We start from the raw sequence: 25793 nt of genomic DNA, 5'->3' as shown, positions 1-25793 counted from the left end.
CGGCGGACCCGCGCGCCTAGGGGACGCCGACCGGGCTCAGGCAGCTGGCGGGCGGGTCGACCAGAACGCAGAAGGAGGGGGCACGGGTGGGCCGGTAGTCGTCCGGGACACCGCCCGCGTTGACGATCTGGGTGTAGGTGCCGACCGCGTCGGTGGGGCGTCGGGTGAGGCCGGGATCGGTGCGCACGTCGACCGTGTAGAGGCCGAATCGTGGTGTGTAGCTACCCCATTCGTAGTTGTCGGTGAGGCTCCAGTAGTTGTAGCCGATGACGTTCATGCCGTCGGCCCTGGCGCGCTGGATCCAGTAGACGGTGTCGCGCAGGTGATCGCTGCGGGAGTAGCCGTCGGCGCGCGGACGGCCGTTGTCGGTGGGCATGCCGTTCTCCACGATGTAGAGCGGCTTGCCCGGCAGGCGGCGCGAATAGTATTGCAGCGCATAGTAGATGCCCTCGGTGCGCAAGGGCAGATCCCAGATGTTCATGCCGGGCATCGGCACCGCGGAGCCGGTCGCCCTGGTGATGGCGCTGAGCAGCGACTGCGCCGGGTCATACCCGAAGTAGTAGTCGATGCCGACGTAGTCGAGCCGGGCCGCGACCCGGTCGATGAAGCCGCCGTTCACCTCGGCCTCCACACCCGCGACGTAGCCGACATTGCTGGTAACCATTGCGCCGGGCTGGACTTGGTGGATGTAGTCATGGACCTCGTTGTGCGCCTGCGCGACTCGATCCAGCATCTGCCCCGGATCGGCGCCACCCCGGCCGACCTCCTGCGAGATATAGGCGACCGGTTCGTTCACCGTGACCCACAACGGGTTACGGGACGCATAGCGATCGACCACCGCCCGCATGTTTGCCAGCCAGTCGCCGACCATCCCCGGATTGCGCCAGCCGCCGCGATCGACGGCCCAGCCGGGGTACACCCAGTGGTCCAGGGTGATCATCGGCCGCATCCCGGCCCGCTCGATCTCCCCGATCACAGCGTCGTAGAAACGGAACGCGCCCTCGTCCCACACGCCCGGCGCGGGTTGCAGCCGGGCCCATTCGATCCCGATCCGGAACACCCGCACGCCGAGCGAGGCGGCCAGCTCGATGTCGGACGCGTAGCGGCCGTAGAAGTCGACCGAATCCTGTAATCCGTCGTAATCGGGCCGCGCGGCGATATATCTCGTCCAATTACTGTCGGGCGCATGCCCTTCGGACTGGAATCCGGAAGCCGCGACCCCCCACAGGAATCCCGGATCCAGCGGCGCCGCGGCGGCGACCGGCCGGATCATCGGGGCCGCGGACGACTGCGTGCATAGCAACATCGTCGACGCGGCGGCGGCGAGAACGGTCGAGGCATAACGACGAAACCGGAATCGCATCACCTCAGGGTAACTGGATGCGCGCCACAGTTGGGCGGATCGTGCGATAGCGGTCCGCGCCACCGCGTGTCCCCGCGCGGCGGCAAATCTGGCAGGGACGCAAACAGATTCATGATCAGCCTTGCGTTGGAGCGCGCGAAGCGATTCCGCGGTCGTTGATCGGGGTCGGCCGTCGCCGGTGGTGGACCTCAACCGCGCGGTGGCGATCGCCATGGCCGACGGCATTCCGGCCGGTCTGGCTCGGGTCGATGAGCTGGCCGAGTCGGGGAAGCCGGCGGGCTATTACCTACTGCCCGCGACTCGGGCCGGCTTGCTTCGCCGGGATGGCCGGTTGATCGAAGCCGCGGCGGCGTACGAAGAAGAGCAGGTACTGGCACCGACCGACGCCGAACGTCGCTATCTGATGGCACCGACGTCGTCTTCGATCTCGCCGCCACGCCGGAAGGGACGACGGTTCGCTTCACCCACCAGGGCCTGACCGCCGCGAATCCGAATGCTTCGAGGCGTGTTCGCGCGGCTGGACGTTCTATATCGAGACGAGCCTGCCGCAACTCATCACCACCGGCACCGGGCAGCCGATCCCGAAATACGTGTAAGGCAAGGTAACTCGCATCGGTGCCGATGCTCTCGTCGTGCGGGCATCGGCACCGGCCCGACGGGTCACCAGATATCGATCCAGATGGGCCGTTCGGGAATGTCGAACAACGCCGAATTCTTGCGCACCACAATCGGAACCGAGGAGCCGGCACTGAGTCGCTCGGCCAATGCCCGCGCCTTGACCTCGCGGTACTTCGGATAGAGGAACTGTTTTCGCACACAGGCTTCGGTGCCTGAATCCGGATGCGGGAACTGTGTTTCGACCTGCACTCGCCACAGGTCGAAGCTCAGCGTGCCCAACATGAAAACCACCGCCGCCACCGCGACCCCCAACGCCCACACCAACGACATCGGGCCGATCAACTTCTGGGAGCGCCCCATACCAACCCCTCGAGTAACCGACACTGCGCCACGACTCTAACGGCACCTCGGAAAGTGGAACGGTGCCTGCGCGTTGGCCGTTGCGGAGGGATCTCCGATGTATTCGAACGAATGGCGGTATCGAGGTCAGCCACTCCCGATGCTGCACGTCGTTGCGATCCATCGACACCTTTCTGCGCTATCACCACGAGCAAGGATTGTCGGCCCGGCACCTGACCTGCGAAGCGGTGTTCGTGCGCGAACTGCTCGACACCTGAGGGGGTGTTCGGTGATCAGGTCGCGGGTGCGAGTTCGGGCAGGGTGAGGGCCGAGTGGGCGGGGCGTCCTTGCGTGGCGGGCAGCGCACTGAGGTTGCGCAGCATGGCATTTCGCTGCGCCAAGGCCTGCGCGGTAGTGGGGAACAGGGTGGCGTCGCCCGCGCCGATCTGGTCCTGGTTCAAGGCCACGAACGCACGGGTGCTGTGCTCGTAGGCGGCGAAGCCTGCGCCGGCGTCTCGGCCGGCCAGGGCATCGGCGAGCATGTACGCGCCGACGAGCGCGAGGCTGGTGCCTTGCCCGGTGAGGAACGAGGGCGCGTACGCGGCATCGCCGACCAGCCCGACCCTGCCGCGGGACCAGCGCGGCAGCCGGATCTGGCTGACCACGTCGACGAACAGATCGTCCGCGTCGCGCATGGCCGCGAGCATGCCCGGGACTTCCCAGCCCGCGTCGGCGAAGGTCGCGGCGACCAGATCGCGCTGGGCCGCCGGGTCACGGAACGCGTCGAACGGCGGGTCCTGGTGGGCGAAGTTCAGAAAGGCGTGTACTTCGTCGCTGTCCCCTACGGCATACAGCGCGGCAGCTCTGCCGGGGGTGTTCCACATGGTGATCTCGTGTGCGAGGCCGAAGGTGTTGGGCATGGTGAAGCCGGCGAAACAGTATCCGAGGTAGCGGTGGAACTGTGCCTCGGGGCCGAACAGGAATTCGCGGGTGCGCGAGTGCAATCCGTCCGCGCCGACGACCAGGTCGAAGGTGCGGCTGCCGCCGCTGCGGAAGGTGATGTCGACCCCGTCGGCGGATTGGTCGAGGGTGTGGATGGAGTCGTCGAACAGGAATTCCACGTCGTCGCGGACCGCCGTGTACAGCGCGTCGGTCAGGTCACCGCGCCGCACCTCGAGGTCCTGGCCCGCGACGCTGCCGCCGAGGATGCGCGGGTCGATCGCGACCACGGTGCGGCCGTCCGCGTCGAGGAAGGTGAAGCGCCGCGAATCGATGTGCGCGTCGCGTAGTCGCGGCAGGATCCCCATCCGCCGGACGACCTCCAGTGCGGTGCCGCGGACGTCGATGGGATAACCACCGCTGCGTACGGTGCTCGCCTTTTCCACGACGGTGACCGCAAATCCGTTGCGGTTCAACCAGAATGCGAGGGCGGGACCCGCGATGCTGGCCCCCGATATCAAGGCGGTGCGCGGGTGCGCGGTATCGGTCATTGCTCGACTCCTTTACTCATGGCCCGGACGACGAGGAGCGACAGCGCCGTGACGGCGCCGGCCACGACGAGGCCGGTGACGAAGGCCGATTCGGCCGGGTTCTGCATTCCGGGACGGGTTCCCGCGGTGAGGATGGCGCCGCTGATCTGCACGCCCACCGCGAAGCCGATCACCCGGGTGACCAGGACCAGGCTGGTGGCGATGCCGGTGTTGCCGTGATCGACCGCGGTCGCGGTCTTGACCACCATCGCCGTGATGCAGACGCCGCTGGCCAGGGCGATCAACGCTTTGGCGACGACGAGGTGCCACACGTCGGTGTGCAGGACCGCCAGTGCTACCAACATCGCCGTCATGACCCCGATCCCGGTGGCGACCACGGCGCTCGAGCCGAACCGGCGCGCCGCGAGCCCGCCGAGCGGCCCGCTGATCGCGGCCGCGACGGCGCTGGGCAACAGATACCGGCCGATGTCGGTGGCGCTCGCCCCGAAGCCGTACCCGTCACCGGCCACCGCGAACAGCTGCGGAACGAGATAGGTCGCCACCGAGGTGCCCACGCAGACCGCGAAGGTGATCACGTAGGAACTCCACAACGCGGGCTCGGCCAGCAGCCGTAGATCGAGCATCGGCGCGGGTGACCGGCGTTCGACGTAGGCCAATCCGGCGATGAAGAGGGCCAGGAGCAGCACCAAGGCGGCGAGTACGAGCGGCTGTCGACCGGCGTCGGGCGCGACCGACAGCCCGGCCATGAGCGTCAGCAGCACGCCACTCAGCAGAAACAGGCCCGGCCAGTCCATCCCGGCGGCCGATCCCGCCGGCGGATCGGCGGGCATCAGCCAGTGCACGAGCAGCGTCGCCACCACGATCGCGATCGTCGGTATCGCGAACATCCAATGCCTGGACAGACCCTCCGCGATGGGTCCGGCCAGCAGCGTGCCCAGCATGCCGCCGCCCACGAACAACCCGCTGACCAGCCCGATGGCCACCGCGGACGCACCGGCCGGAAGGTGCTTGCGGACCAGGATGAACGACAGCGGCATCGCGCCGACCATCGCGCCCTCCAGCACCTGACCGAGCAGCAGCACCGGCAGGTTCGGCGCCAGCGCGGACACCAGACCGCCGGCCGAGACCACGGCCATCAGCCGGAGCATCACCCGTTTCCCGCCGTAGCGGTCACCGAGGTTGCCCGCGACGGGCGTCACGAGTGCGCCGGTGATCAGCATCGTGATGCTGAGCAGTGCCCCTTCGGCCGGGCTCATCGACAGTTCGCGTTGCAGCAGCGGGAGGGTCGGTGTCACCACCGACTCCAGGGTTCCGGTGGCTGCGGCCAGCAGGCCGAGGGCTCCGACTGCGGCCCTCCCGATGCGGGCCGGCGGAGACAGGGTCGTGATCATGACATCAAAGATTGCACTACACCGTGCAGTGTAGTCGAGCTATGATGTGACGATGCCGACGACGAAGACACTGCGCGAGGGGTCCACGCAGAAACGGGCCGCCATTCTCTCCGCGGCCCGGGAACTGTTCCTCGCCGACGGCTTCGACCGGACCAGCGTCGACGCGGTCGCCGCCCGGGCCGTGGTGTCCAAGCGGACGGTCTACGACTACTTCGGCGACAAGCACACGCTGCTGCAAGCCGTGGTCGGTTCGATCAGCCAATCGCTGATCGCCACCATTCGGCGCATCCTCGACGACACCCTTACCGACCGCACCGAAGCCGCCGACCTGGAGGACGTCCTGGTCACGTTCTCGATGCGGATCGCCGCCGACATGCTCGACTCGGCGGAGTACGCCACGCTGCAACGACTGGTCCGGGCGGAAACCGGGAAGCTGCCCGATGGCGGGAATCCGATGGCCGACACCCCCGACGAGGCGCTGGCCGAGCGGTTCGCCGCGTTCGGCGCGGCCGGGCTGCTCGATGTGCCCGACCCGCGACTCGCGGCCGACCAGTTCCTGGCGCTGACCTTCGGCGTCGCACTCAACCGTTTCGGTTCCGCGAACGCGATGGAGGACACCCGCGTGCGGCCGCTCATCGTCGAGGGAGTGCGAACCTTCCTCCGGGCGTATCGCATTCGGTAGCCGACTCGGCCGGGCGTCGATTGCGGGACGCACCGTGCTGGGCGCAGCAAGAAGTGGGGGCTGTGGGGATCGAGCGGGCGTCGGTACCGTGATCCGGTCCCTAGACAAGGAGATTGGTGTGAGTATCAGAAACAGTGTGGCTGTGGCGATCTCGGCTGCCGCTTTTGTCCTGACGGCGTTGGTGGCTGCCCCGGCGGCGAGCGCGGATCCGGCGCCCGCTCCGAGTTCGGGCAGCTCGAACCTGCAGTGCCTGATTCAAGTTCTCATCCACGGCGAAGTGCCGGGGATCTGCTAGCGCGCCTTCGGGTTCGGTGAGGCGCTAGGCCATCGACGCTCGACAGCGGCACCCGGATTCGGGTGCCGCTGTCGGTATTTCGGGTCAGAGGGTTGCCAGGTCGATCGCGTCGGCCATCGCCCGGTAGCCCGCCGCATTGGGGTGCTTGTGGTCGCCGGAATCGAAGGCCGGGTCGAGGTTTTCGGGGTCGGCCGGGTCGCGGACGGCCGCGTTGAAATCGACCACGGCGTCGTATTCGCCGCTGGTCCGCATCCACTGATTGAACTCGCGGATCTTCGCCGCCGAGGTGTCGGTGTAGTACTCCGCACCCTTCATCGGCAGCAGGGTGGCGCCGGTGATCCGCACGCCCGCCCGGTGCGCGGCGGCGATGAGCTGACGATGGCCGTCGATCAGTTGGGCCACCGAGATATTCGGATTCGGCTTGTAGGTGGGCAGGTCTACCTCGGAGAAGCCGAAGTCGTTGAGACCACCGAGGACCAGCACGCTGGTGACGTCCGGCTTGGCGAGGACGTCACGTTCGAAGCGCCGGACCGTCGCGGCGCCGAACCACGGGGAATCATTGAGGATCAGGTTGCCGCCGATGCCCGCGTTGAGCACCGGACGCGGGGTGCCGGCCTCGACGAGCCGTTGCGCGAGCCGGTCCGGGTAGCGGGTGTTGGTGTCGTAGGTGGATCCGTAGCCGTCGGTGATCGAGTCGCCGACCGTGACGACGGTGCCGCCCGCATCCGCGTCGTCGCCGGACACCTGGACATCGGTCAGGTAGTACCAGGAGTGGGTGGTCTCGGTGAAGGCGTCCGCCGCCGGGTCGGCGGCGTGGTTGCCCGCGGCGCGGTAGCTGCTGGCGTAGGCCTGCGAGTGGAAGGTGGCCGGACCGGTGCGGTCGGCGAGGTACATGGTGACGCCGACCGAATCCAGTGAGGCGAGATTCAGGTCGGCGGCATCGCTGGTCAGCGTGTGGCCGACCGGGATCTCGGCCCTGGCCTTGCCGTCGAAGGTCAACTCCCGCAACGACTTCGAGTCCACGGCGGCACCGCGCGCGGCGCGGGCGATGGTGACGTGATCCACCCGTAGCGGTGCGGTGCCGTACACGTTGGACAGGGTGATCCTGGCGGCGTTGCCCCCATCGGTCACCCGGACCACCTGCCGCACCGTCTGATCGCCGAAACCGTCCTGCGCCCAGTTCGGTTCGAACCCGACGCTGGGCGACTGCGGCGCGGCCATCCATCCGGTATCCCACGCCGCCTCGACCTCGGCGGCGGTGCCGATGGCGATGCCGCCGAGCACGGCAGCGGCGGCGACGGCGGTCGCGGCGAGCTTGACCCGCAAGGTGTTCTGCATTGTTCTGTCCTCTCCACTGCCCTGCGCTAACGGTTCTGTGTTCCCGTTAGCGTTAGGGTGACAGTACTGCATAACCGGCTCTAATGGAACTACATTCCCGTTTACGGAAGATTGTCAAGGGACTGTGGCTCGGGTCAGGCCCTGACCGGATCTGCCTGTCGTGCGCGCAGGGCTCCGGCGATGGCCTTCAGTGCGGCGAAGAGCAGGAGCCCGGTGACGAGGGCGCCGGTCCCCAGCCAGATTCGGTCGGTGTGCTGCAGCAGTGTCGTGCCGACGAGCGGACCCAGGATGGTGCCGAGGCTCCACGTGCTCGACGCGACGCCGAGGTATCCACTGCGCAGTTCGGTCGGCGCCAGGTCGGCGAACGTGGCGCTGAAGTGGACCGCCATCCCGATCTGCCCGAGGCCGAGAACGAGGACCGCGGCGGCATAGCCTGCGGTGCTCTGCGCCACGGTGGCCAGAACTCCGCCGATGCCTGCCAGCAGCATCGAGACGGCGAGGACGGTGCCGCGGTCGCGGTGCGCCAGCGCGGCGACGGCCAGCGGCTGCAGCAGGACGATGGCGACTCCGTCGACGGCGATCACGACGCCATACGTGCTCGGGCCGTACCCCTGCGCGGTCATCAACAGCGGCAACGTGGCGAACGCCTGCATATTCAGCGTGAAGTAGACGACGTGCAGCAGTGCCATGGTGATCATCAGGCGGTCGCCGAGCAGCGTCGGCAGCAGCGCGCGGCGGGCCCGGATCGTCGTCGAACGCGTCTCCGGCACCGCGAGCACCACGATCGATGCCGCGGCCAGCATGGCGAGGGCGTTCAACCAGAACAGCAGGCCGTAACCGTGACTGGCCAGCACCCCGGAACCCGTTGCGGCAACGGCGTATCCGAGGTTCGCCGCCCAGTAGAGCAGGCTGTAAGCTCGCACCCGCTGTTCCGGCGGGAGGTCCGCCACGGCCGCCGAGCCGGCCGGCCGGAAAAGCCCCGCGGTGAGGCCGTAGCCGACCGCCGCGGCCCAGATGACCGGCGCCGTTCCGGCGGATCCCAAGGCGGCCAGTGCGATTGCCGTTCCCAGGAACCCCAGCAGCATCGTCTGCCTGCGCCCGAACCGGTCCCCGAGCCAGCCGCCCAGCAACTGCGAGGCGAAATCGCCGATGCCCACGGCCGCCACCACGGCGCCCGCGGCCATCGGGGTCATCCGCTGCTCTTGGGTCAGGTACAGCACCAGCATCGGCTGTACGAAGCCGCCCGCCCGAGCGATGAGGTGGCACGCCCCCAAGGTCCACGCCAGAGTGGGCAATCCGAGTGGCCGGGTGTAGTTCTTCGTGTCGTTGTCGACGATTGTTGTCATGACGTCGACGCTATGAGCTGCGAGCCATCAAGAAAAGCGATCATTTACGATCATATTCATCGCGATCTGTTATACATAAGGCATGGCCGAGTTCGACTTACGGCAACTGACGACGATGATCGCGATCGCCGAAGAGGGGACGTTCTCCCGGGCGGCGAACCGCCTGGGCTACACCCAGTCGAGCGTGAGTCAGCACATCGCGGCGCTGGAGAAGGCGGTTGGCGGCGCTGTCTTCGATCGGCCGGGCGGGCCGAGGCCGGTGCGGATAACTCCGCTCGGCGCCGTGGTGCTCGAGCAAGGCCGTGCGCTGCTGTCGAAGGCCGAAGCGCTCGGGCACGCGGTCGATCGATTCAAGGCCGGCGACGGCCGCATCGACATCGGCACCCTGCAGAGCGTCTCCCACGCGATCCTGCCCACCGTGCTGCGCCGCCTCCGGGACGAACAGCCCAACTGTGAGATCCGGCTCGCTGAAGCGGAACCGGATGTGGCACAGATGGGCGAACTCGATCTTTTGTTCTACGACGGATTACTCAGCGACGCAACGGAATCCGTCCTGCTGATGGAAGATCCCTATCTGGCGGTGGCCCTTCCGGATGACCTGCCCACCGGCCCGGTGCCCGCGCGGATGCTGGACGGGAAGGCAATGGTGGCCTGGCCCGCGACCTCCGACCAGCCCAGACTGGAACGGTCCCTCGCGCACGCAGGCGCCAAGCCGCACATAGTGTTTCGCTCTGCCGGTAACGAAACCATCCTCTCGATGGTCCGCGCCGGCATGGGGCTCGCCGTCCTGCCCTGGCTGACGATCCATCACGTCATCTGCCGCTCCTGCGGCGCGATCCACGGACCGGAAGGGTGGCCCGACCTCCACGTCCACCACCTGGCCCCCACCCCCGCCCGCACCATCTACCTCCATTACCCGCCCGGCCGCAGCGCCCAATCTCCCATACTCGCCCGCACCATCGAAATCGCCATCGAAGTAGCTCACGCCCTCGCTGCACAGGCACCGACTTCGCCGACCTGACCGGTGGAACACCGATGAATTTCGCTGGTAGACGGCGTCTTGTCTGTGACTCCATAGAAGGGATGAACTCGTGCAGATACTGGCTCGACTGTGCATGTCCGCCGACGGCTATGTCACTACTCCGGATGGCTGGCCGCCTCAGGTCATCGATCCGACGCACGGTCCGGGTAGTCACGGCATCGCCGAATTCCTGCGGACCTGTGAGGCCGCGCTGATGGGCCGCACCACTTTTGAACCCGCGCTCACCGCCGATCGCTGGCCATGGCCGGATCTGAAGGTCTTCGTGCTGGGCTCGACCCGGCCGGCGGGCACCCCCGACGACGTCACTATCGACGACGATCCGCTACGGCTGCTGGAGAAGATCCGCGCGTCGAATCGCGGCGGTGATGTCCACCTCATCGGCGGGCCCGGCACGATCGAGACCTATCGCGCCCTCGGTGTTCTCGACAAACTCGAGCTCGTGATCCTGCCCTTCTTCGTCGGCAACGGTATGCGCCTGACCGAATCGCTGAATACGCGAACCGGTCTGGAATTCGAGAGTTCGCGACCGCTGACCGGGGGCGCGGTGGAGATCGTCTACCGGGTATCGCCGCAGCTCTGAGTGTGCTTCTCCGACAAGAAGCCTCGGCGACCCTTGCCCCTCAGGGCTGAGTGGACGCTGCTCCCGCTCGGGCCTGGGCGTCGAAGCGACTGCGGGCGCGTTCGACGTCGGGGAGGGTGGTTGTGGTCCAGCGTAGGAGGGCGTCGATGAGGTCTTGCAGTGAGCGGCCGAGGTCGGTGAGGCGGTACTCGACGGCGATGGGGCGGGTGCTCGTGACGACACGCTCGATCATGCCGTTGCGTTCCAGGCGTCGGAGGGCGGCCGTGAGCGACTTCTGGGTCACTGCGGGGATGGTTCGGCGGAGTTCGTTGAAGCGCAACGATCCTCGTTCGCACAGTGCGTCGAGGATCTGGAGCGACCACTTGTCCAGCACGTGATCGAGCAGCTCGCGATGCTGGTCCGTGAGCTGCGGGCTGTCCGGAGACAGGGGAGCGGTTTCCTGCATGACACCTAGTCTCGTTGAAGTGCCCTCGGGGTACCAGGTAGACATCAGATACCTACTCCGACAGCGAAAGAGACACCCATGGCAGTGCAGTTGCTGACCCCCGAGGGCATGTTCAGTCCCGTTCCGTACCACCATGTTTCGATCGGCACGGGCACCCGCCACGTGCACGTGGCCGGCCAGATCGCCCGCGACGCCGCCGGCCGGCCGGTCGCGACCAGCGACCTCGCCGGACAGGTCGCCCACGCACTGCGCAGCACCGCGCGCGGCCTCGCCGGAGCCGGCGCAACCTTCGCCGATGTGGTACGCCTCCGCTTCTTCGTCACCCACTGGACCCCGGACAAGTACCCCGCCTTCATCGAAGGCATCGAGCGCGTCACCGCCGAGCTGGGAATACCCCAGCCCTTGCCCCCCGTCTCAGCGATCGGCGTCGACTACCTCTTCGAGCCCGACGTCCTCGTCGAGGTCGAGGCATACGCCGTCCTCGACTGAGCTGTCGGGTCCCAGAAGTCGTGGCCACTGCCAAGCCGCTGACCTGCATCTTCTCGCTGGTCTCACGCGGTGGCCATGGCAGTTTGCCGCAGAAAACCGAAGCGTCTCTCGGCACACCTGATCACGAGTTCTACCGCTCAGATCGAGCGGATCCACAGTTGCCAGCCGCTACCTTGCTGACCATAGACGCAGTCGGGCCGGGTGTCGGAGCTGCCGTACCACGCCTGCCATTTCTCCCCCGCCTGCACGCACGCCGACTGGGTCTCGTACTCGCCGATGAACGTGCCTTCGGCACTCGCGTTGCCCGCCACCGCCCCGACCACAACCAATGCGCCGGCACAGGTTGCAAATGATCTCCATACTGTTCGCATGCCGACAACCTTGCCAGAACAGGACACCGAATCCATGACCCAAGGATTGGTAGATTGCGGCAGCTATGCGCCCTTATGTAGTGGACGACGGCGGTTACGACCCCGAACCTGGCGCCACCGTTCCCGATCGTGACCTAGTGCCTTGATGGCTTCGGCAGCACCGTCAAGAGACTGAGCTGTAGGGTCTCAAAACTCGTGGTATCTCTCGACGCGGCGACCTGAGGTTTTGCCGGTTAATTCACGTCGTGGGTACGGCCGCCAGTCTCAAATCGTTGGCATTTCCTCACGCAGCCGATGCCGCGGCGTGAGCTCCCGCGCCGGGCGCGACGGCTGCGTCGGCCGCATCGCGAGGGCACTGTCGTTCGTCGGATGCTGGAACCGCCTCGCAGGAAACAGAATTCGCCGACATCGAGAGGACCGCGACTGGCTGCGTCCCCGACAGCGTCTACGCGGAAACGCAGCATCCCCCGAACGCACGCACGCATCTTTGGCCGTTCTGCCGTGGACCCATCCGACCTTCCATTCAGTACGAAGTACCTGTGTTGTTCACGTGTCCGATACACCACGATTGAAGGAGAGTGGTCCGCATCAAGGTTTCCGGGGTTTGGTCACGCGGTCGGGGGGTTGTTTTCGGTGTGGTTGTACTCGTGGCGGGTCCGGTGCCCGGTGCTGCGTTCGGTGAGATCGGCCCGATCCACGAGGCGGCTCCTGTCGCTGCGGGGCAGGAACAGTGTTCAGAGGAGTTCACCGACGCCAAAACCGTGCGTATTCTCAGCCAGCTCTGTCTACAGCCGACGGAGGGCGGGGTGGTGCCCCGGCTGAAGATGCACTGCCAGATGCAGACGGGGTTTACGAGCGCATGGGGCGATTCCTATCAGTGCAACACCTGGGATCCGAGCTACTACACCATCACGGCTCCCGGCGACCAGGAAGTGGTCTCCGAGTTCGCGAGCAAGAAGACCGGGTCGAAAAACAACCCGTCGGCACACGTGAGCACCGACGGGTCGTCGTACCCGTGCAAGGACGGGCTGTGGAAGCTGCGCGGCCACTACGGGGCCGAAGTCGGCACCAGCAACAACTTTCCCGACTTCAAGAAGATAGAGGCGCGCCGCGGTGCCGAGTTCACGATCACCTGTCCCTGACAGCGCGGTCGAACAACAACCTTCGAATAAACACACAAGGCGGATCCGCCGGTGGACCGCCGATCATTCTGAGATTCCGCCACGAGTTCTGAGACCCCTACATGAGCTCGCTAGCCGCGAGCCATATCCACGAACCGGCTCAGGTGCAGCTGGTGGGCGACGGTGATGGTGGCGGTGGGGCCGTTACGGTGCTTGCCGACGATCAGGTCGGCTTCGCCGCCGCGGGGGTCGTCGCGTTCGATGGCGTCGGGGCGATGGAGCAGGATGACCATGTCGGCGTCCTGCTCGAGGGAGCCGGATTCGCGAAGGTCGGAGACCATGGGGCGCTTGTCGGTTCGCTGTTCGGGACCACGGTTCAGCTGACTGATCGCGATCACCGGAACCTCGAGTTCCTTGGCGAGCAGCTTCAGGCTTCGGGAGAAGTCCGAGACTTCCTGCTGCCGGGATTCGACCTTCTTGCCCGAGCTCATCAGCTGAAGGTAGTCCACCACAACAAGTTTGAGATCGTGGCGCTGTTTGAGCCGGCGCGCCTTCGCCCGAATCTCCATCATGGTCAAGTTCGGTGAGTCGTCGACGAACAGCGGCGCCTCACTGATCTCACTCATCCGCCGCGCCAGCTTGGTCCAGTCGTCATCACTCATCCGCCCCGACCGCATATCCCCGAGCTTGATCTTCGCCTCGGCCGACAACAGGCGCATGACAATTTCCGTGCGACTCATCTCCAACGAGAAAATAACGCTGGGCAACCCGTGCTTGATCGAGCAACTGCGCATGAAATCCATGCCGAGCGTGGAATTGTGCGTCGGCACCATCGATCGCCCGGCCAGGTAGAGATGGTCGGCGTTGTCGACTTCCACGCAGCGGACGGGCACGCTGTCGATGCGCCGGACGTCCACGATGTATCGAGACCCGGATCGTGCAGTGCTGCGACTTGCTCGGCGTTCCTTGTGCAGCAGTGCTTTCCGGTACAGACCGAATACTTCGTCGTCGGTGGCGAAGGTCATGGTGAAGGCGGTCGACGAGCTCTCGGACCGGCCACGAACCCGCTTGGTCGAGACGTGGCAGCGGTACCCGAGGCTGACCACCAGCTCCTGAACATCCCGGAACAACCGTTCGCTGGTGACCGTGAACTGGACCGAACCGCCATGCGTCACAGTGCCATCGGTATCCAGCAGACCCGCGAGCAGCGCACGTCGTTGCGCCTCACTGGATCTCAGGTACTGCGTCGGAATGTGCTTGTCGCCGAGCACACCGATCGTCCGCAGCCAAGCCTGCACACTGCCCACCGTGTTCCGGCAGGCCTGGCACAGGCGCAGCCCGATCGACGGGCCACCGCAGTGCGCGCAGCTGGGCGGGGCGACCGGCGCGGAGTAGAAGCGTGCCTTGCCACCACACGATCGTCCGCAGGTACGAATCTCGCTGGTGAACGGGATGAACTCCGCGCCACAGACCACGCATTCGCGCGGCGAGATCGGTTCATCGGCAGGCAACTGCAGCTGATAGCGCAGGTGCGCGGACCGGGATGGGACGGCCACCAGTCCCTCGGCTTCGATGCGGGCGATGACCTCCGGGTCTGCCGAAGTGAGCTGGGCGGCCGCCGACGTACCGTCACCGAGCCACGCGCCGAGAGTGTACGGCGGCACCAGCAAGTCGCGAGCCGCCAATTGGAGGGGGCGCGTGTTGGTGACGGAGTGGTTGAGCCTGCGGTCGGCAGTCTCGCAGCGCAGCGTGGCGGCGATGTCGCCGGTGGTACGGACCGCGGCGAAGGTGCGCTGGTTGCGGTGACGGTTGTAGCCGGTGGCCGCCTGTTGTGCCGACCGCCGGGAGGCCCGGGTCTCGGTGAGCCACTGGTGTTCCTCGTCCGCGACGAGCACTGTGCCGTCGGAGAATTCGACCTCGTAGCACGGGCGGTCGGTGAGGATGTCGGTGGCGGCCACGACTCGGGTGGGGCGCCCCTCGGCGTCTAAGAGCTCGTCGCCCACCTGGACCTCGCCCATCGTGGTCCAGCCGCCGGGAGTCGGTAGCGGGGTGTCTAGGGCCAGGGCCTTACCGACGCCGGGGCGGGCGGCGACGATGATCATCTGGCCGGGGTGGAGGCCGTTGGTGAGTTCGTCGAGTTCGGTGAAGCCGGTGGGGACGCCGAGGGAGATGCCGCCGCGGCTGGCGATGGAGTCGATTTCGTCCATCGTGGGCTGGAGGAGTTCCTCGAGCGGGAGGAAGTCTTCGGTGGTGCGTTTGTCGGTGACCTCGTAGATCTCGGCCTGGGCGCGGTCGACGACCTCGGCGACGTCTTGGCCGTCGGCGCCGGCGTAGCCGTACTGGACGATCCGGGTGCCTGCCTCGACGAGGCGGCGCAGGATGGCCTTCTCAGCGACGATCTCGGCGTAGAAGCTGGCGTTGGCCGCGGTGGGGACGGTCTGGGTGAGGGTGACGAGGTAGGGGGGTCCGCCGATGCGCTTGAGTTCGCCGCGGCGGTCCAGGCCGGCCGAGACGGTCACCGGGTCGGCGGGTTCGCCGCGACCGTAGAGATCGAGGATGGTGTCGTAGATGAGCTGGTGGGCGGGGCGGTAGAAGTCGCCGGGGCGCATCACCTCGATGACGTCGGCGATCGCGTCCTTGCTCAGCAGCATGCCACCGAGCACGGACTGCTCGGCCGCCATGTCGTGCGGTGGCTGACGCCCGAAGTCTTCGCCGGGCGGCTCGGGCGGGTAGTCCGCATGCCCGCGGTCATCGACGACTGCCATGAGACTCGACCGTCCTCTCTCCACCTACCGGGCTCACCCTATTGATGATTGGTCCTACTCTCCGGCTTCGACACGTACGGCGCAGCGGCAGCGCCCGCCGCTCGCACGCCGGCCGAGGCCACCTGCGAGTTCCAGCTACCGTTGCGAGATCCATGAATTCCGGACGTTCGGGCCGCGTCTACCACGACGTAGGGACGAACCTAGGCGACCCGAGGGCAGTCACCAAACCGTACTGTGCACACTCCTGTGGATAAGTTGGGGACTGTTCACCTAACCGTGTGCACCCCCTGTGGACAACGTGGGGAAAACCCAGGTCATCCAGCCAAAACGCGCTGATAGATATCGATTTCCACGGCTATCCACGTGTGGATGAATAAAGTCGCGGCGTGTCGACCAAGTTGAACGGCCGGGCGTGTTGGGTTAACGGCACGTGTGACGGGTATGAGCTGAATCACATTGCCACCGGTCGGTTTCCCAAGTAATCCACAGGCCTCGCACCGGGAACCTCGATGACCAGCGCGGATTTGCCGAGAATGTTCCGAATGGCAGAGCTGCCTACCGGGCAAACTATGAGTTATTCAAAAAAGTGGGCCGCAGCGCACAGCCGAAGACCACCCCCGTGCCGAACACGGGAGTGGCCTTCGAAGGGGTGCTATATCAGCTGGCAGCGACCGTCAGGTCGAACTTGGCCACCACGTCCGGGTGCAGGTGCACCACGACGCCGTGCTTGCCGGTCGTCTTGATGTGCGACTTCGGCAGCTCGATGCTGCGCTTGTCGACCACGGGCCCGCCGGCCGCCTTGATGGCCGCGGCGACATCCGCCTGGCTCACCGAGCCGAACAGCTTGCCGGTGCCCGCCGTCTTCACCGAAAGCGAGACCGCATCGAGGTTCTCGATGGCCTGCTTCAGTTCGTTGGCGTGATCCAGGTCGCGCACCTTGCGGGCGTCCTGCGCCCGGCGGATGCCCGCGACCTGCTTCTCGGCGCCACGGCTGGCCACGATCGCCAGTCCGCGCGGCAGCAGGAAATTGCGGCCGTAGCCGTCCTTGACCTCGACGGTGTCGCCGGGCGCACCGAGGTTGTCCACGTCAGCAGTCAGAATCAACTTCATTTGCGTGTCTCCCTTACTCAGCGAGCCGTCGACACGTAAGGAAGCAGGGCCACCTCACGCGAGTTCTTGACGGCAACCGCGATGTCACGCTGGTGCTGCACGCAGTTGCCGGTGACGCGGCGGGCGCGGATCTTGCCGCGATCGCTGACGTACTTACGCAGCAGTGCCGTGTCCTTGTAATCGATGTTGACGATTCCGGACTTGGCTTCCTTGCAGAATGCGCAGGCCTTCTTCTTGAGCACCTTTTCGCGCGCTGGCGCTTTAGGCATGGTCTTTTACTCCGTAATCAGTGATGGTCCACGCAAGGCAGACCTATGAGTTTGCCGTTATCAGAACGGCGGTTCGTCATCTACGCGGCCGCCGCCCCCGAAGGAGCCGGCCGCGGGCGCACTGCCCCAGGGATCGTCCTCGGCGCCGCCGGAACGACCGCCGGAGCCGGCCGGGGCGCTGCCGCCGCCGGAGCGACCGCTGCCGCCGGACCCGAAGCCGCCGCCACCGCCGCCACGACTGGTCTTGTTGACCTTCGCGGTGGCGTAGCGCAGCGAGGGCCCGACCTCATCGACCTCGAGCTCGACGACCTGGCGCTTCTCACCCTCGCGGGTTTCGTAGGAGCGCTGCTTGAGCCGTCCGCTCACGATGACTCGGGAACCCCGGGTCAGGCTTTCGGCGACATTTTCCGCGGCTTCGCGCCAGATATTGCAGCGCAGGAACAGCGCTTCGCCGTCTTTCCATTCGTTCGAATTACGATCGAACACACGGGGTGTCGACGCGACGGTGAAATTGGCCACCGCCGCTCCCGCGGGCGTGAATCGAAGCTCGGGGTCGGCCGTCAAGTTTCCGATGACGGTGATGACCGTGTCGCCTGCCATGTGGTTCCTCCTGCTCAGGGTGCAGTCCGCATCTCGCTAGTTGCGCTAGAGCCTAGAGATAGACACCGACGCAATCGAGGGTTGCCGGACTACTTGTCGTGGCGCAGAACCTTGGTGCGCAGCACAGACTCGTTCAGGCCGAGCTGGCGGTCGAGTTCGCTCACGGTCGCGGGCTCCGCGGTCAGATCGACCACCGCGTAGATGCCCTCGGCCTGCTTGGCGATCTCGTAGGCAAGCCGGCGGCGGCCCCAGATATCGACCTTGTCGACCTTGCCGCCTTCGGTACGAACCACGGTGAGCATCGTCTCGAGAGACGGGGCTACGGTGCGCTCGTCCAGACTGGGATCGAGGATAACCATCACTTCGTAATGACGCACGGACCAATCACCTCCTGTGGACTAGGAAACGGCCACGGGCTCTCCGTGGCAGGAGGGTCGTTGCGTCAGCAACCCGACAAGGCTACATGAACCGCCCTGACCACTGAAATCGATCCCATCGGCGAGGGAACGCGAACGTTGACGTTGCCCGCCGCCTAGGGTGGTCCACATGCCGACCGGACGCGCCACCAGCGACCTGATCGCGCGCCGCGTGACTCGTCGCGCGGCGCTGGCGGCGGTGGTGCTGGTGCTGTGCGGGCTCACGCTCGCGCTCGGGTACGCGAACAAAGCGCGTTGTGCGGGCGGGCCGTTCACCGCGGACGGCCGCAGTACGGTATTCGACACGAACAAGGATTCGGATGTCTGTTACTCCGATATCCAGTTCCTCTGGCTCGGCCGCGACATCAACGAACACGTCTTTCCCTATGTGCACGGCGGCATCACCGAGGACGGCGCGCTGGTCGGCGGCGCGGTTGAATATCCGGTGCTCAGCGGCGCTTTGATGTGGCTCGGCGCGCTCGGTGCGCACAACGACGCCGACTTCCTGAGGCACTCCGCGCTGCTGCTCGCGCCGTTCGCCTTGCTGACCGCCTGGATGCTGGCCCGGCTCGCGGGTCGCGCGGCGTTGCTGTGGGCGGTGGGTCCGCCGCTGGTGCTCTACGCCTTCCACAACTGGGAACTCCCGGTGGTGTGCACGGCGGTGGGCGCGGTGTACGTGGTCGCTACGTTGACCCGATATTCGTTGCGTACCAGGGGAATTCTGGCCGCGATCCTGCTCGGCCTCGGTTTCTGCCTCAAGCTCTATCCGGGGATCTTCGTGCTGCCGCTGCTGGCGTACGTGCTCACCGGCGGCGTCGAGCACGAGCGCGACGAACCGGGCCTGGATGTCCGCGGCGCGCTGATGACGGCGGGCGCGGCCATCGCCACCGTGGTCGCGGTGAACCTGCCCTTCGCGCTGGCGGGTTACGCGGGCTGGCGCGCGTCGATCACCTTCCAGCAGTTGCGGCAGGCCGACATCACCACGAATTCCATTTGGTACTGGGGACTTCGGCAGCTGTTCGGGACGGACGCGCAGAGCGAGACGCTGTTCCAGCAGGTGGTGTCGATCGCGTCGCCGACGTTGATCCTGGCCGCGTTCGCGCTGGCCATGTGGCTGGGCTGGAAGCGCTACCTGGCCTCGGGCGTATTCCCGTGGGTCGGGGTGAGCGCTGCCATGCTGTGTGGATTCCTGTTGTTCCACAAGGTGCATTCGCCGCAGTACACGTTGTGGCTGGTGCCGTTCCTGGTGCTGCTCGAGGTGCCGTGGGCGGCGATCGGGGCGTACCTCGTCGCCGACGCGGCGCTCGGGATCGGCGTGTTCCGGTACTTCTACGCGCTGGGCACCGGTCGGCCGGCGGAGCAGATGGAGAAGCTCGTCCAGTTCGGGGTGTGGGGCCGGGCGGTGCTGTTGGTCGTGCTGTTCTTCCTGTTCCTGCGGGCCGTGCCGCGTGGGTTTCGCCCCGTGCCGCCCGCGGTGCCGCGGTTTGCGCCGGGTGAGTTGATCCCGGTCGGTTAGTCCGCGGATTCCACCCACGGTTCCACCCCGGGGTGGTGCCGAATGAGCGGCGATTCCCCGAGGGTTATGGGCATGACCTCGAACAATGTGCTCACCGCCGGGCTGGTGCTGGCGATACTCGGCTGGATCATCTATCGGCAGAATCAGTGGCGGCCCTTCGATCCCGCCCGGATGTGGCGGGGACCGCTGGTGCTCGGCATCGTCGGCGTGCTGATGCTCGCGTCCGCGGACAACGCCCCCGCGATGCACACCGTGGATATCGCGCTGCTGGTCTTCGAAGGCGTGCTCGGACTGGCGGTCGGCGCGCTGATGGGTGTGCTGTCGAAATTCGCCCGGCCGGACGGGCAACTGATGGTGCGCACCGGCGCGTTCGCCTCGGCGCTGTGGGTGGTGCTCATCGCGGTGCGCGTCGGCGTCGACGTGGTGGCGGTGAACTTCGGGGCGAAAGCCGCGGTCTCGGCCGGCGCCATCATCGTGCTGCTCGCGGTCAACCGGCTCGGCCGGATGCTGGTCCTCTCGACGCGGGCCGAACGGCTGACCGGTTCGCGGCCCATGGTTCGGGCACACTGAGCTGATGCCGGCCGGCGCGTACATCGCACCGACGACCCCGAACAGGCTGTTGCGCCTGGCCGGGGTCGCCGCCATGGTCGTGTTGCTGCGGGACGACCAGCTCGCGCGGCAGGGGGTAGCGATCTTGATCATGGTCGGTATCGCCGGGCTCGCGCTGCTGGTCTGGGCGGTGGGTCCGATGGGGCGACCGTGGGTGAGCAGATCTGTGCTCGGGGTGATGGCGATCTGCAGCGGTCTGACCGTCGCGCAGGTGGGCGGGTCGCTGGTCCCGCTGCTCGCCGCGGCGTTCGCCGGTGTCGCTGTCGTGCAGCATTCTGTGACGTTCGGCGCGTTGATCATCGGCGTCGAGGTGATCGCGGTGGGGGTGTCGTCGGTGGCGGCGCACCACACGCCGAGCGCCTACCTGGGGCTGCTTGCCGGCGTGCTACTGGTGGCGCTGATGGGATTGAGCCGCAGGCAGTTTCGCGTGACCGCCGAGCAGAATCGGTTGCTGGTGGAGCAGAGCCGGGAGATTCGAGCGGAGCGTGATCGCGCCGCCACGCTGGCCGAACGCGGGCGGATCGCGCGCGAGGTGCACGACGTGCTCGCGCACACCCTGGGCGGGTTGGTGCTGCAGCTCGACGCCGCGGACGCGCTGCTGGAGGCGGGCGAGACGGAACGGGCGGCCGACAGGGTCCGCGCGTCGCGGGAGCTGGCCGTCTCGGGGCTCGATGACGCGCGGCAGGTTGTCGGTGCGTTGCGAGCCGAAAGAATAGATCTGCCAGCCGAATTCGAACGGTTGACGACCGAGCACCGCAATGCGGGCGGTCGAGTGACCATGGACCTGTCCGGTGACGCCGAGCAGCTCGGCGAGCAGGTGCGCGTCGCGCTGCTTCGCGGCGTGCAGGAGTCGCTGACCAATGCCCGCAAGCACGCGCCGGGCGCGGAGGTCGAGCTGCGGTTGTCGGTCGGTGCGGAGCAGGCGGAACTGGTCGCCTCGAATCCGCTGGCCGACCGGTCCGGGTTACTGTCGGCCTCGGGGATGGGCGCCGGGCTGCTCGGGATGCGCGAGCGGATCGGTGCGCTCGGCGGCACGGTCGAGGCGGGAAAGGCGGGTGACCGGTGGACAGTGCGAATGACGGTGCCGCGGCGGTGATCACGGTGGTGGTGGCCGATGATCAGACCATCGTGCGCGAGGGGCTGACCACCGTGCTGTCGCTGCTGCCGGATATCGAGGTGGTCGGCGAGGCGCGCGACGGCGCCGAAGCGGTCGAGTTGGTGCACCGCCTCGCGCCCGACGTCGTGCTGATGGATCTGCGGATGCCGGTCCTCGATGGGGTCGCCGCCACGGCCGCGATCACCGAGGGGCATTCCGGGACCGCGGTTCTGGTGCTGACCACCTACGCCGACGACGAATCGATCGCGGGCGCGTTGCGGGCCGGTGCGCGCGGGTATCTGACCAAGGACGCGGGGCGCCGGGAGATCGCCACGGCCATTCGCTCGGTCGCGGGTGGTCAGGCGACGTTCGCCGCCGAGGTCGGTCAGCGGCTGGTCGCCTCGTTGTCGACGCCCGCCGAATCGTCGACTTCCGCCGCCGTCGCCGAATTGGGACTCAGCGCCAGGGAACTCGACGTGCTTGGGTTAATTGCCAAGGGGCACAACAATTCCGAGATCGCCAAGGAGCTGTTCATCGGCGTCAGCACCGTCAAGAGTCACATCAACTCGCTGTTCGCGAAGCTGCATGTCCGCGATCGTCCGCAAGCGATCGCGCAGGCGCACAGGTTGGGTTTGGGCTAGGGCTCGCTCGGCCGCACGCCTGCTGATTTCCCGCACACAGAATCGCCGCGCCCACGCGCGTGCGGACGTCACAAAGGTTGTGCGGCTGCGGCGGTGAGAACTCAGCGCCCCCGAGTCCTGCTCTGCGAGGTGTGTCACTGACCGCGTCGGTGGGCGGGCGGCCACCGCCACCCATTGATCGTCGTAGCTCCAGCTCAGGGGTCCGGTGGGCGGTCGGACCCGATCGCCGGCAGTGCGTAGCCGCCTGCGCGGCGCATCCGTCCGCGCTGACTGGACACCGGTCCGTTTACGCTGGTCGGGCTAGGCGACGCGACGAGGCGGTGGAAAACAGATGGATCAGGCGGACGCGGGTGCCCTCGCGCCCGTCGTGCTGCGATTGACGCTGCTCAACGGGGTGGAAGCGTACCTGGCCGGCGAGGTTCTGCCGCTCGGTCCGCCGCAGCGGCGGGCGGTGCTGTGCGTGCTGGCATTCCGGCGGCGGCAGTGGGTGTCGGCGTCGAGTCTGCTGGCCGCGTTGTACGACGGTGTGCCGCCGGCCAGTGGCGTCGGCGTGATCCAGACCTATGTGTCGGCCCTGCGCCGGGTGCTCGAGCCGGACCGCAAGCCGCGCACACCGCCGGCGGTGCTGCTGTCCGGGCACGGTGGATATCAGCTGCGGATCGATGACGAGCAGATCGACCTCAGTGTGTTCGACCGGCTGGTCGGCGAGGCCGGGCGAGCTCGTGCAGCGCGTGATTGGGCACTGGCCGAGGCCCGCTACGCGCAGGCCCTCGCCTTGTACGCGGGCGAACCACTGGCCGGATTGCCCGGCCCCTTCGCGCAACGTCAACGGACGGCGCTGGCCGAACGACGGCTGGCCGTGGTCGAGGACAGCCTCGATGTCGCTGTCGCACTGGGCCGTTCCGACGAGGTGATCGATCGGTTGCGCGTGCTCACCGCGGAATATCCCCTGCGCGAACGCCCGCGCGCCGTACTGATGCGCGCGCTGTATTCGCGAGGTCGCCAGTCCGAAGCGTTGGACGTCTACCGCGTGACCCGGAATCTGCTGGTAGATCAGCTGGGTGTGGAGCCGGGCGAAGAGCTGCGTGCGCTGCACAAGCAGATACTGGCCGGGGAAAGCCTGGTACTGCCGGACGGCGCTGCGGATCAGGAGAGCCGACCCCTTGCCGTCGAAGCGCCCGGCGCGACCGAGGATGCGGCCGGTCACAGGACCGCCTCGAACTCGGTCGGTGCGGTTCCACATGGCTCGGCCCGGCAGTCACCGGTTTCATCACGCTCGGTGATGGCTTCGGAAGATGCTGCTGTACAAGAACTTTCGACATCAGCGGCGGACGAGGCAGTTGGTCGGCTCGGCGTGGTGGCGACGCTCTGGCCGGCCCCGGATTCGACAGCGCCGCTGGTATTCGAGCGGGATCACGATCTGTCCCGAATCGCGGGCTGGACCGCGAGCGCGGCCAAGGGCAACGGCGGCCTGGTGGTGATTTCGGGTCGCCCCGGCTACGGCAAGACCCAAATGCTCGACGAGGTGGCACGGCGGGTACCCGGTGCGCGGCGGATCGACCTGCTGCCACCATTCGACGGCGCCCCGCAGACCGGCCTGATCGAGGAGCTGATCGGTTCCCCCGTCTCGGCGCGGAACACCGACGCTCAGGTGGCAGAAGCGTTGTGCGCCAAGTTGATCGAGGCGTCGGCCACCGAAGCGCTCGTCGTACTGGTGGACGATGCGCAACGGCTGGACGAGCGCTCCGTCCGGATACTGACCGCCGTGGCACCGCGACTACGCAGGATGTCTGTGCTTTTCGTCCTGGCATTGGACGAAAGTTCCTGGGAGTCCGGCATTCTCGAGCTGCATGCCCGGCTCGAACCGCTCGCCGTCGCGATACTGCGCCCAGGTGGACTCAGCGTCGCCGCCGTCGAGGCCCTGTACGAACGACGCACCGGCACGATGTGCCCGCCGGGACTGGCCGCCGACATCCAGCTCGCCACGGCCGATATCCCGCTGCTGGCCGGTGCGTTGATCACCGACCTCGCCGCCCTCCGCGACCACGGCCACATACCGGACTACCTCCCGGACGGCTGCTATTCGCGTTCGGTCAGCCGGCTGCTCGACCGATACTCGCCGAGCGGTGCCGCCATGTTGCGTGCCCTCGCCGTGCTGCAAGACCTCGCACCGACTATCGAGGTGCTCGCCGCCGCCTGCGCCGAGCCGGCGGGCGTGGTGCGCGATCGCTGCGAATTACTCGCCGCCAGCGGCATTTTGGCCTCGGCGACGCCGCCTGTTCTCCGTCATCCGTTGATCGGCAACACGATTCGCCGGCTCGGCGGGCGCGCCGATACGGACCGCTACCGGATCGCCGCGGCCGAACAGGCACGCAGCGCCGGATACTCGGCCAGGCAGGTCGCGGCCTACCTCGGCGACCTGGCCGGCGTGCAGTACTCCCGCTGGACCGTCGTGCTGCTGGACGCCGCCGAGGAATGCCTGCGCCACGGCATGATCGCCGAGGCGGTACGGCAATTGGCGGCGGCCCTGCGGATCACCGCGCCGCAAGGCCGCGACGACATCCTCGTTCGGCTCGGCCAGCTCGAACTGTGGACCAACCCGGCCGCGGCCCGCGCCCACTTGGAGGAAGCGCTGCACAGCCAGCGTGACCGCCGGGTCGCCCCGACCGCCGTCATCCCGCTGGCCTGGACGATGTCGACGCGCTGGCAGGCTGGTGCGGCGATGAGCCTGCTCGCCGAGGTGCTGGCCGAGACGGAAGCCCGAGACCCGCTGGCGGCCAGGGATATTCGATCCGCGTCCTGGGCGGTCGCCGGACTCACCTCGGCGACTTGGCGCGATTTCGTCGCCGGACTGCGCGCCACGGGATCGACCGACCAGATCACCACGGCGGTGCTCACCTGGGACGATGCCTTCGGCGTGCACCACACCGCGCGTGAGACAATCGCCCGCTTCCCCGCCGAACCGGTTCCGGCCGGCGGCTGGGATGTGTTGCCGCAGCAGCTGATCGGCCTGCTCGCGCACCTGTCCATGTGGGCGGGCGATCTCGCGCTCGCCAGCCGGCTCAGCGAACAGCGCAACGATCACCACTTCGGCACCATCGACGTCTACCGCCTCATCCTGCGCTCGGAGGTGCTGCTGCGCTGCGGCGACTACCGGCGGGCCCTGCGCGAGGTCGCGCCGATGGTCGGCACGCTGGGCGACGAGTCCATCCGGCCGCCGCTCGCGCTGGTCGCCCAGTTCGCGCACGCTTTGCTCGGCCTCGGCCGGCTGACCGAGGCCGAGCGGTGGCTCGACAGTGTGGCCCACCACGCCAACCCCGAGACGTGGGAGTGGACCGTGGTCATCCACGTCAAGGGCCTGGTCTGCGCCGCCCGCGGCGACTCGCGTCCGGCGATCGCGCACTTCATGGACTGTGGCCGGCGCGTCGCCGCGGTGGGCATCCGCAACCCGGCCCACATCCCGTGGCGCAGCTGCGCGGCCATCGAACTCGTGCGCCTCGGCGAGCGCGAGCAGGCCCACGAACTCGCCACGGCGGAACTCGAACTGGCCCGGCGGTGGGATACCCCGGGCACCATCGGAAGGGCCTTGCGCGCCACGGCTTTGGCCGCACCGGGCGGTGTCGACGCGGACCTGCTCGACCAGGCCGTCGGCCTGCTGCGCCGCTACGACTCACCGGTCGAGCTGATCCCGGCCCTGCTGGAACTGGCCGCGGCCGGTCAGCGCGACGGCGAGTCCGAACGCGCCCGCGAACTGCGCCGGGAAGCCCGCATGCGCGCCGAAACCATCGGCGCGACAAGGTATCTCGAAATCATCGACGACCTGCTCGGCACGCAGGCCGAAGGCGTGCCGAGCGGCTGAGG

The 25793-nt window shown here is 67.3% G+C and carries 25 protein-coding genes; 12 read left to right on the top strand and 13 right to left on the bottom strand.

Translation table 11 applies throughout. From position 1 onward, the window contains the following. Nucleotides 1-16: 16 nt before the first annotated feature. A complete protein-coding gene (locus tag ACFYO1_RS23915) occupies nt 17-1363 on the bottom strand; it encodes a family 1 glycosylhydrolase (RefSeq protein WP_387234818.1) in 1347 nt (448 codons plus the stop codon). 178 nt (nt 1364-1541) lie between these two features. Here ACFYO1_RS23915 and ACFYO1_RS23910 point away from each other — a divergent pair, with 178 nt between their 5' ends. Beyond that, a complete protein-coding gene (locus ACFYO1_RS23910; RefSeq protein ID WP_387234815.1) occupies nt 1542-1841 on the top strand; it encodes a hypothetical protein in 300 nt (99 codons plus the stop codon). 182 nt (nt 1842-2023) lie between these two features. Here ACFYO1_RS23910 and ACFYO1_RS23905 read toward each other — a convergent pair whose 3' ends face one another. From ACFYO1_RS23905 to ACFYO1_RS23895, 3 genes are all read right to left on the bottom strand, one after another. Beyond that, complete coding sequence (locus ACFYO1_RS23905) at nt 2024-2341, bottom strand: hypothetical protein (protein WP_387234812.1); 318 nt, start codon at nt 2339-2341, stop codon at nt 2024-2026. A gap of 272 nt (nt 2342-2613) precedes the next feature. After that, nucleotides 2614-3810 carry an FAD-dependent monooxygenase gene (locus tag ACFYO1_RS23900; protein ID WP_387234809.1) on the bottom strand — a complete coding sequence of 399 codons (1197 nt, stop codon included), beginning with the start codon at nt 3808-3810 and terminating at the stop codon, nt 2614-2616. Next, nucleotides 3807-5201, bottom strand: coding sequence for an MFS transporter (locus tag ACFYO1_RS23895; RefSeq protein ID WP_387234807.1), 1395 nt, complete (start codon nt 5199-5201; stop codon nt 3807-3809). The genes ACFYO1_RS23900 and ACFYO1_RS23895 overlap by 4 nt, the downstream gene beginning before the upstream one ends. A gap of 52 nt (nt 5202-5253) precedes the next feature. On the opposite strand from ACFYO1_RS23895, the gene ACFYO1_RS23890 reads away from it, so the two are divergent. Both ACFYO1_RS23890 and ACFYO1_RS23885 read left to right on the top strand, forming a co-directional pair. Then, nucleotides 5254-5883 (top strand): TetR/AcrR family transcriptional regulator, encoded by a 630-nt coding sequence (locus ACFYO1_RS23890; RefSeq protein ID WP_387234804.1) that lies wholly within the window; start codon nt 5254-5256, stop codon nt 5881-5883. A gap of 118 nt (nt 5884-6001) precedes the next feature. Further along, a complete protein-coding gene (locus ACFYO1_RS23885) occupies nt 6002-6178 on the top strand; it encodes a hypothetical protein (RefSeq protein ID WP_387234801.1) in 177 nt (58 codons plus the stop codon). A gap of 84 nt (nt 6179-6262) precedes the next feature. On the opposite strand, the gene ACFYO1_RS23880 is transcribed toward ACFYO1_RS23885, so the two are convergent. Further along, entirely contained in the window at nt 6263-7516 is a 1254-nt protein-coding gene (locus tag ACFYO1_RS23880; RefSeq protein WP_387234799.1) for an SGNH/GDSL hydrolase family protein, read from the bottom strand. A gap of 134 nt (nt 7517-7650) precedes the next feature. After that, on the bottom strand, nt 7651-8862 hold the full coding sequence (locus ACFYO1_RS23875; protein ID WP_387234796.1) for an MFS transporter: 1212 nt from the start codon (nt 8860-8862) through the stop codon (nt 7651-7653). Nucleotides 8863-8944: 82 nt separating this feature from the next. Between ACFYO1_RS23875 and ACFYO1_RS23870 the strand changes: the two genes are divergently transcribed. Together ACFYO1_RS23870 and ACFYO1_RS23865 are read left to right on the top strand one after the other, a co-directional pair. Then, nucleotides 8945-9883: a LysR family transcriptional regulator gene (locus ACFYO1_RS23870; protein ID WP_387234793.1), complete on the top strand. Its 939-nt coding sequence runs from the start codon at nt 8945-8947 to the stop codon at nt 9881-9883. A 70-nt stretch (nt 9884-9953) separates the two neighbouring features. After that, nucleotides 9954-10484, top strand: a complete 531-nt coding sequence (locus ACFYO1_RS23865; RefSeq protein ID WP_387234790.1) for a dihydrofolate reductase family protein — start codon at nt 9954-9956, stop codon at nt 10482-10484. Nucleotides 10485-10524: 40 nt separating this feature from the next. Here ACFYO1_RS23865 and ACFYO1_RS23860 read toward each other — a convergent pair whose 3' ends face one another. Then, nucleotides 10525-10929, bottom strand: coding sequence for a winged helix-turn-helix transcriptional regulator (locus tag ACFYO1_RS23860; RefSeq protein ID WP_387234787.1), 405 nt, complete (start codon nt 10927-10929; stop codon nt 10525-10527). A 78-nt stretch (nt 10930-11007) separates the two neighbouring features. Between ACFYO1_RS23860 and ACFYO1_RS23855 the strand changes: the two genes are divergently transcribed. After that, the gene (locus ACFYO1_RS23855) at nt 11008-11418 is read left to right on the top strand and encodes a RidA family protein (RefSeq protein ID WP_387234784.1); all 411 of its coding nucleotides are present in this window, start codon (nt 11008-11010) and stop codon (nt 11416-11418) included. 137 nt (nt 11419-11555) lie between these two features. On the opposite strand, the gene ACFYO1_RS23850 is transcribed toward ACFYO1_RS23855, so the two are convergent. After that, complete coding sequence (locus ACFYO1_RS23850) at nt 11556-11825, bottom strand: hypothetical protein (protein WP_387234781.1); 270 nt, start codon at nt 11823-11825, stop codon at nt 11556-11558. A 611-nt stretch (nt 11826-12436) separates the two neighbouring features. Between ACFYO1_RS23850 and ACFYO1_RS23845 the strand changes: the two genes are divergently transcribed. After that, entirely contained in the window at nt 12437-12931 is a 495-nt protein-coding gene (locus ACFYO1_RS23845; protein WP_387234778.1) for a hypothetical protein, read from the top strand. Between the two features lie 110 nt (nt 12932-13041). Here ACFYO1_RS23845 and dnaB read toward each other — a convergent pair whose 3' ends face one another. The 5 genes from dnaB to rpsF all read right to left on the bottom strand — a co-directional run bounded on the left by dnaB (nt 13042) and on the right by rpsF (nt 18031). After that, complete coding sequence (gene dnaB, locus ACFYO1_RS23840) at nt 13042-15675, bottom strand: replicative DNA helicase (protein ID WP_387234775.1); 2634 nt, start codon at nt 15673-15675, stop codon at nt 13042-13044. 657 nt (nt 15676-16332) lie between these two features. After that, complete coding sequence (rplI, locus tag ACFYO1_RS23835) at nt 16333-16785, bottom strand: 50S ribosomal protein L9 (protein ID WP_387234773.1); 453 nt, start codon at nt 16783-16785, stop codon at nt 16333-16335. Nucleotides 16786-16802: 17 nt separating this feature from the next. Then, nucleotides 16803-17054: a 30S ribosomal protein S18 gene (gene rpsR, locus ACFYO1_RS23830; RefSeq protein WP_014989074.1), complete on the bottom strand. Its 252-nt coding sequence runs from the start codon at nt 17052-17054 to the stop codon at nt 16803-16805. 60 nt (nt 17055-17114) lie between these two features. Continuing rightward, entirely contained in the window at nt 17115-17654 is a 540-nt protein-coding gene (locus tag ACFYO1_RS23825; RefSeq protein ID WP_387234769.1) for a single-stranded DNA-binding protein, read from the bottom strand. 89 nt (nt 17655-17743) lie between these two features. Beyond that, nucleotides 17744-18031: a 30S ribosomal protein S6 gene (gene rpsF, locus ACFYO1_RS23820; RefSeq protein ID WP_150400327.1), complete on the bottom strand. Its 288-nt coding sequence runs from the start codon at nt 18029-18031 to the stop codon at nt 17744-17746. 169 nt (nt 18032-18200) lie between these two features. Between rpsF and ACFYO1_RS23815 the strand changes: the two genes are divergently transcribed. The 5 genes from ACFYO1_RS23815 to ACFYO1_RS23795 all read left to right on the top strand — a co-directional run bounded on the left by ACFYO1_RS23815 (nt 18201) and on the right by ACFYO1_RS23795 (nt 25791). Then, a complete protein-coding gene (locus tag ACFYO1_RS23815) occupies nt 18201-19586 on the top strand; it encodes a glycosyltransferase family 87 protein (protein WP_387234766.1) in 1386 nt (461 codons plus the stop codon). 72 nt (nt 19587-19658) lie between these two features. After that, nucleotides 19659-20156 carry a hypothetical protein gene (locus ACFYO1_RS23810; RefSeq protein ID WP_387234762.1) on the top strand — a complete coding sequence of 166 codons (498 nt, stop codon included), beginning with the start codon at nt 19659-19661 and terminating at the stop codon, nt 20154-20156. Between the two features lie 4 nt (nt 20157-20160). Further along, a complete protein-coding gene (locus tag ACFYO1_RS23805; protein ID WP_387234759.1) occupies nt 20161-21291 on the top strand; it encodes a sensor histidine kinase in 1131 nt (376 codons plus the stop codon). Then, the gene (locus tag ACFYO1_RS23800) at nt 21258-21932 is read left to right on the top strand and encodes a response regulator (RefSeq protein WP_387234756.1); all 675 of its coding nucleotides are present in this window, start codon (nt 21258-21260) and stop codon (nt 21930-21932) included. Before ACFYO1_RS23805 ends, ACFYO1_RS23800 begins: the two co-directional genes overlap by 34 nt. A gap of 331 nt (nt 21933-22263) precedes the next feature. Beyond that, nucleotides 22264-25791 (top strand): BTAD domain-containing putative transcriptional regulator, encoded by a 3528-nt coding sequence (locus ACFYO1_RS23795; protein ID WP_387234753.1) that lies wholly within the window; start codon nt 22264-22266, stop codon nt 25789-25791. The last annotated feature ends 2 nt before the right edge of the window (nt 25792-25793 follow it).

It is taken from the genome of Nocardia sp. NPDC006044 (assembly GCF_042871115.1).
Taxonomy (GTDB): domain Bacteria; phylum Actinomycetota; class Actinomycetes; order Mycobacteriales; family Mycobacteriaceae; genus Nocardia.
This window is presented reverse-complemented; position numbering and strand designations above follow the sequence as displayed.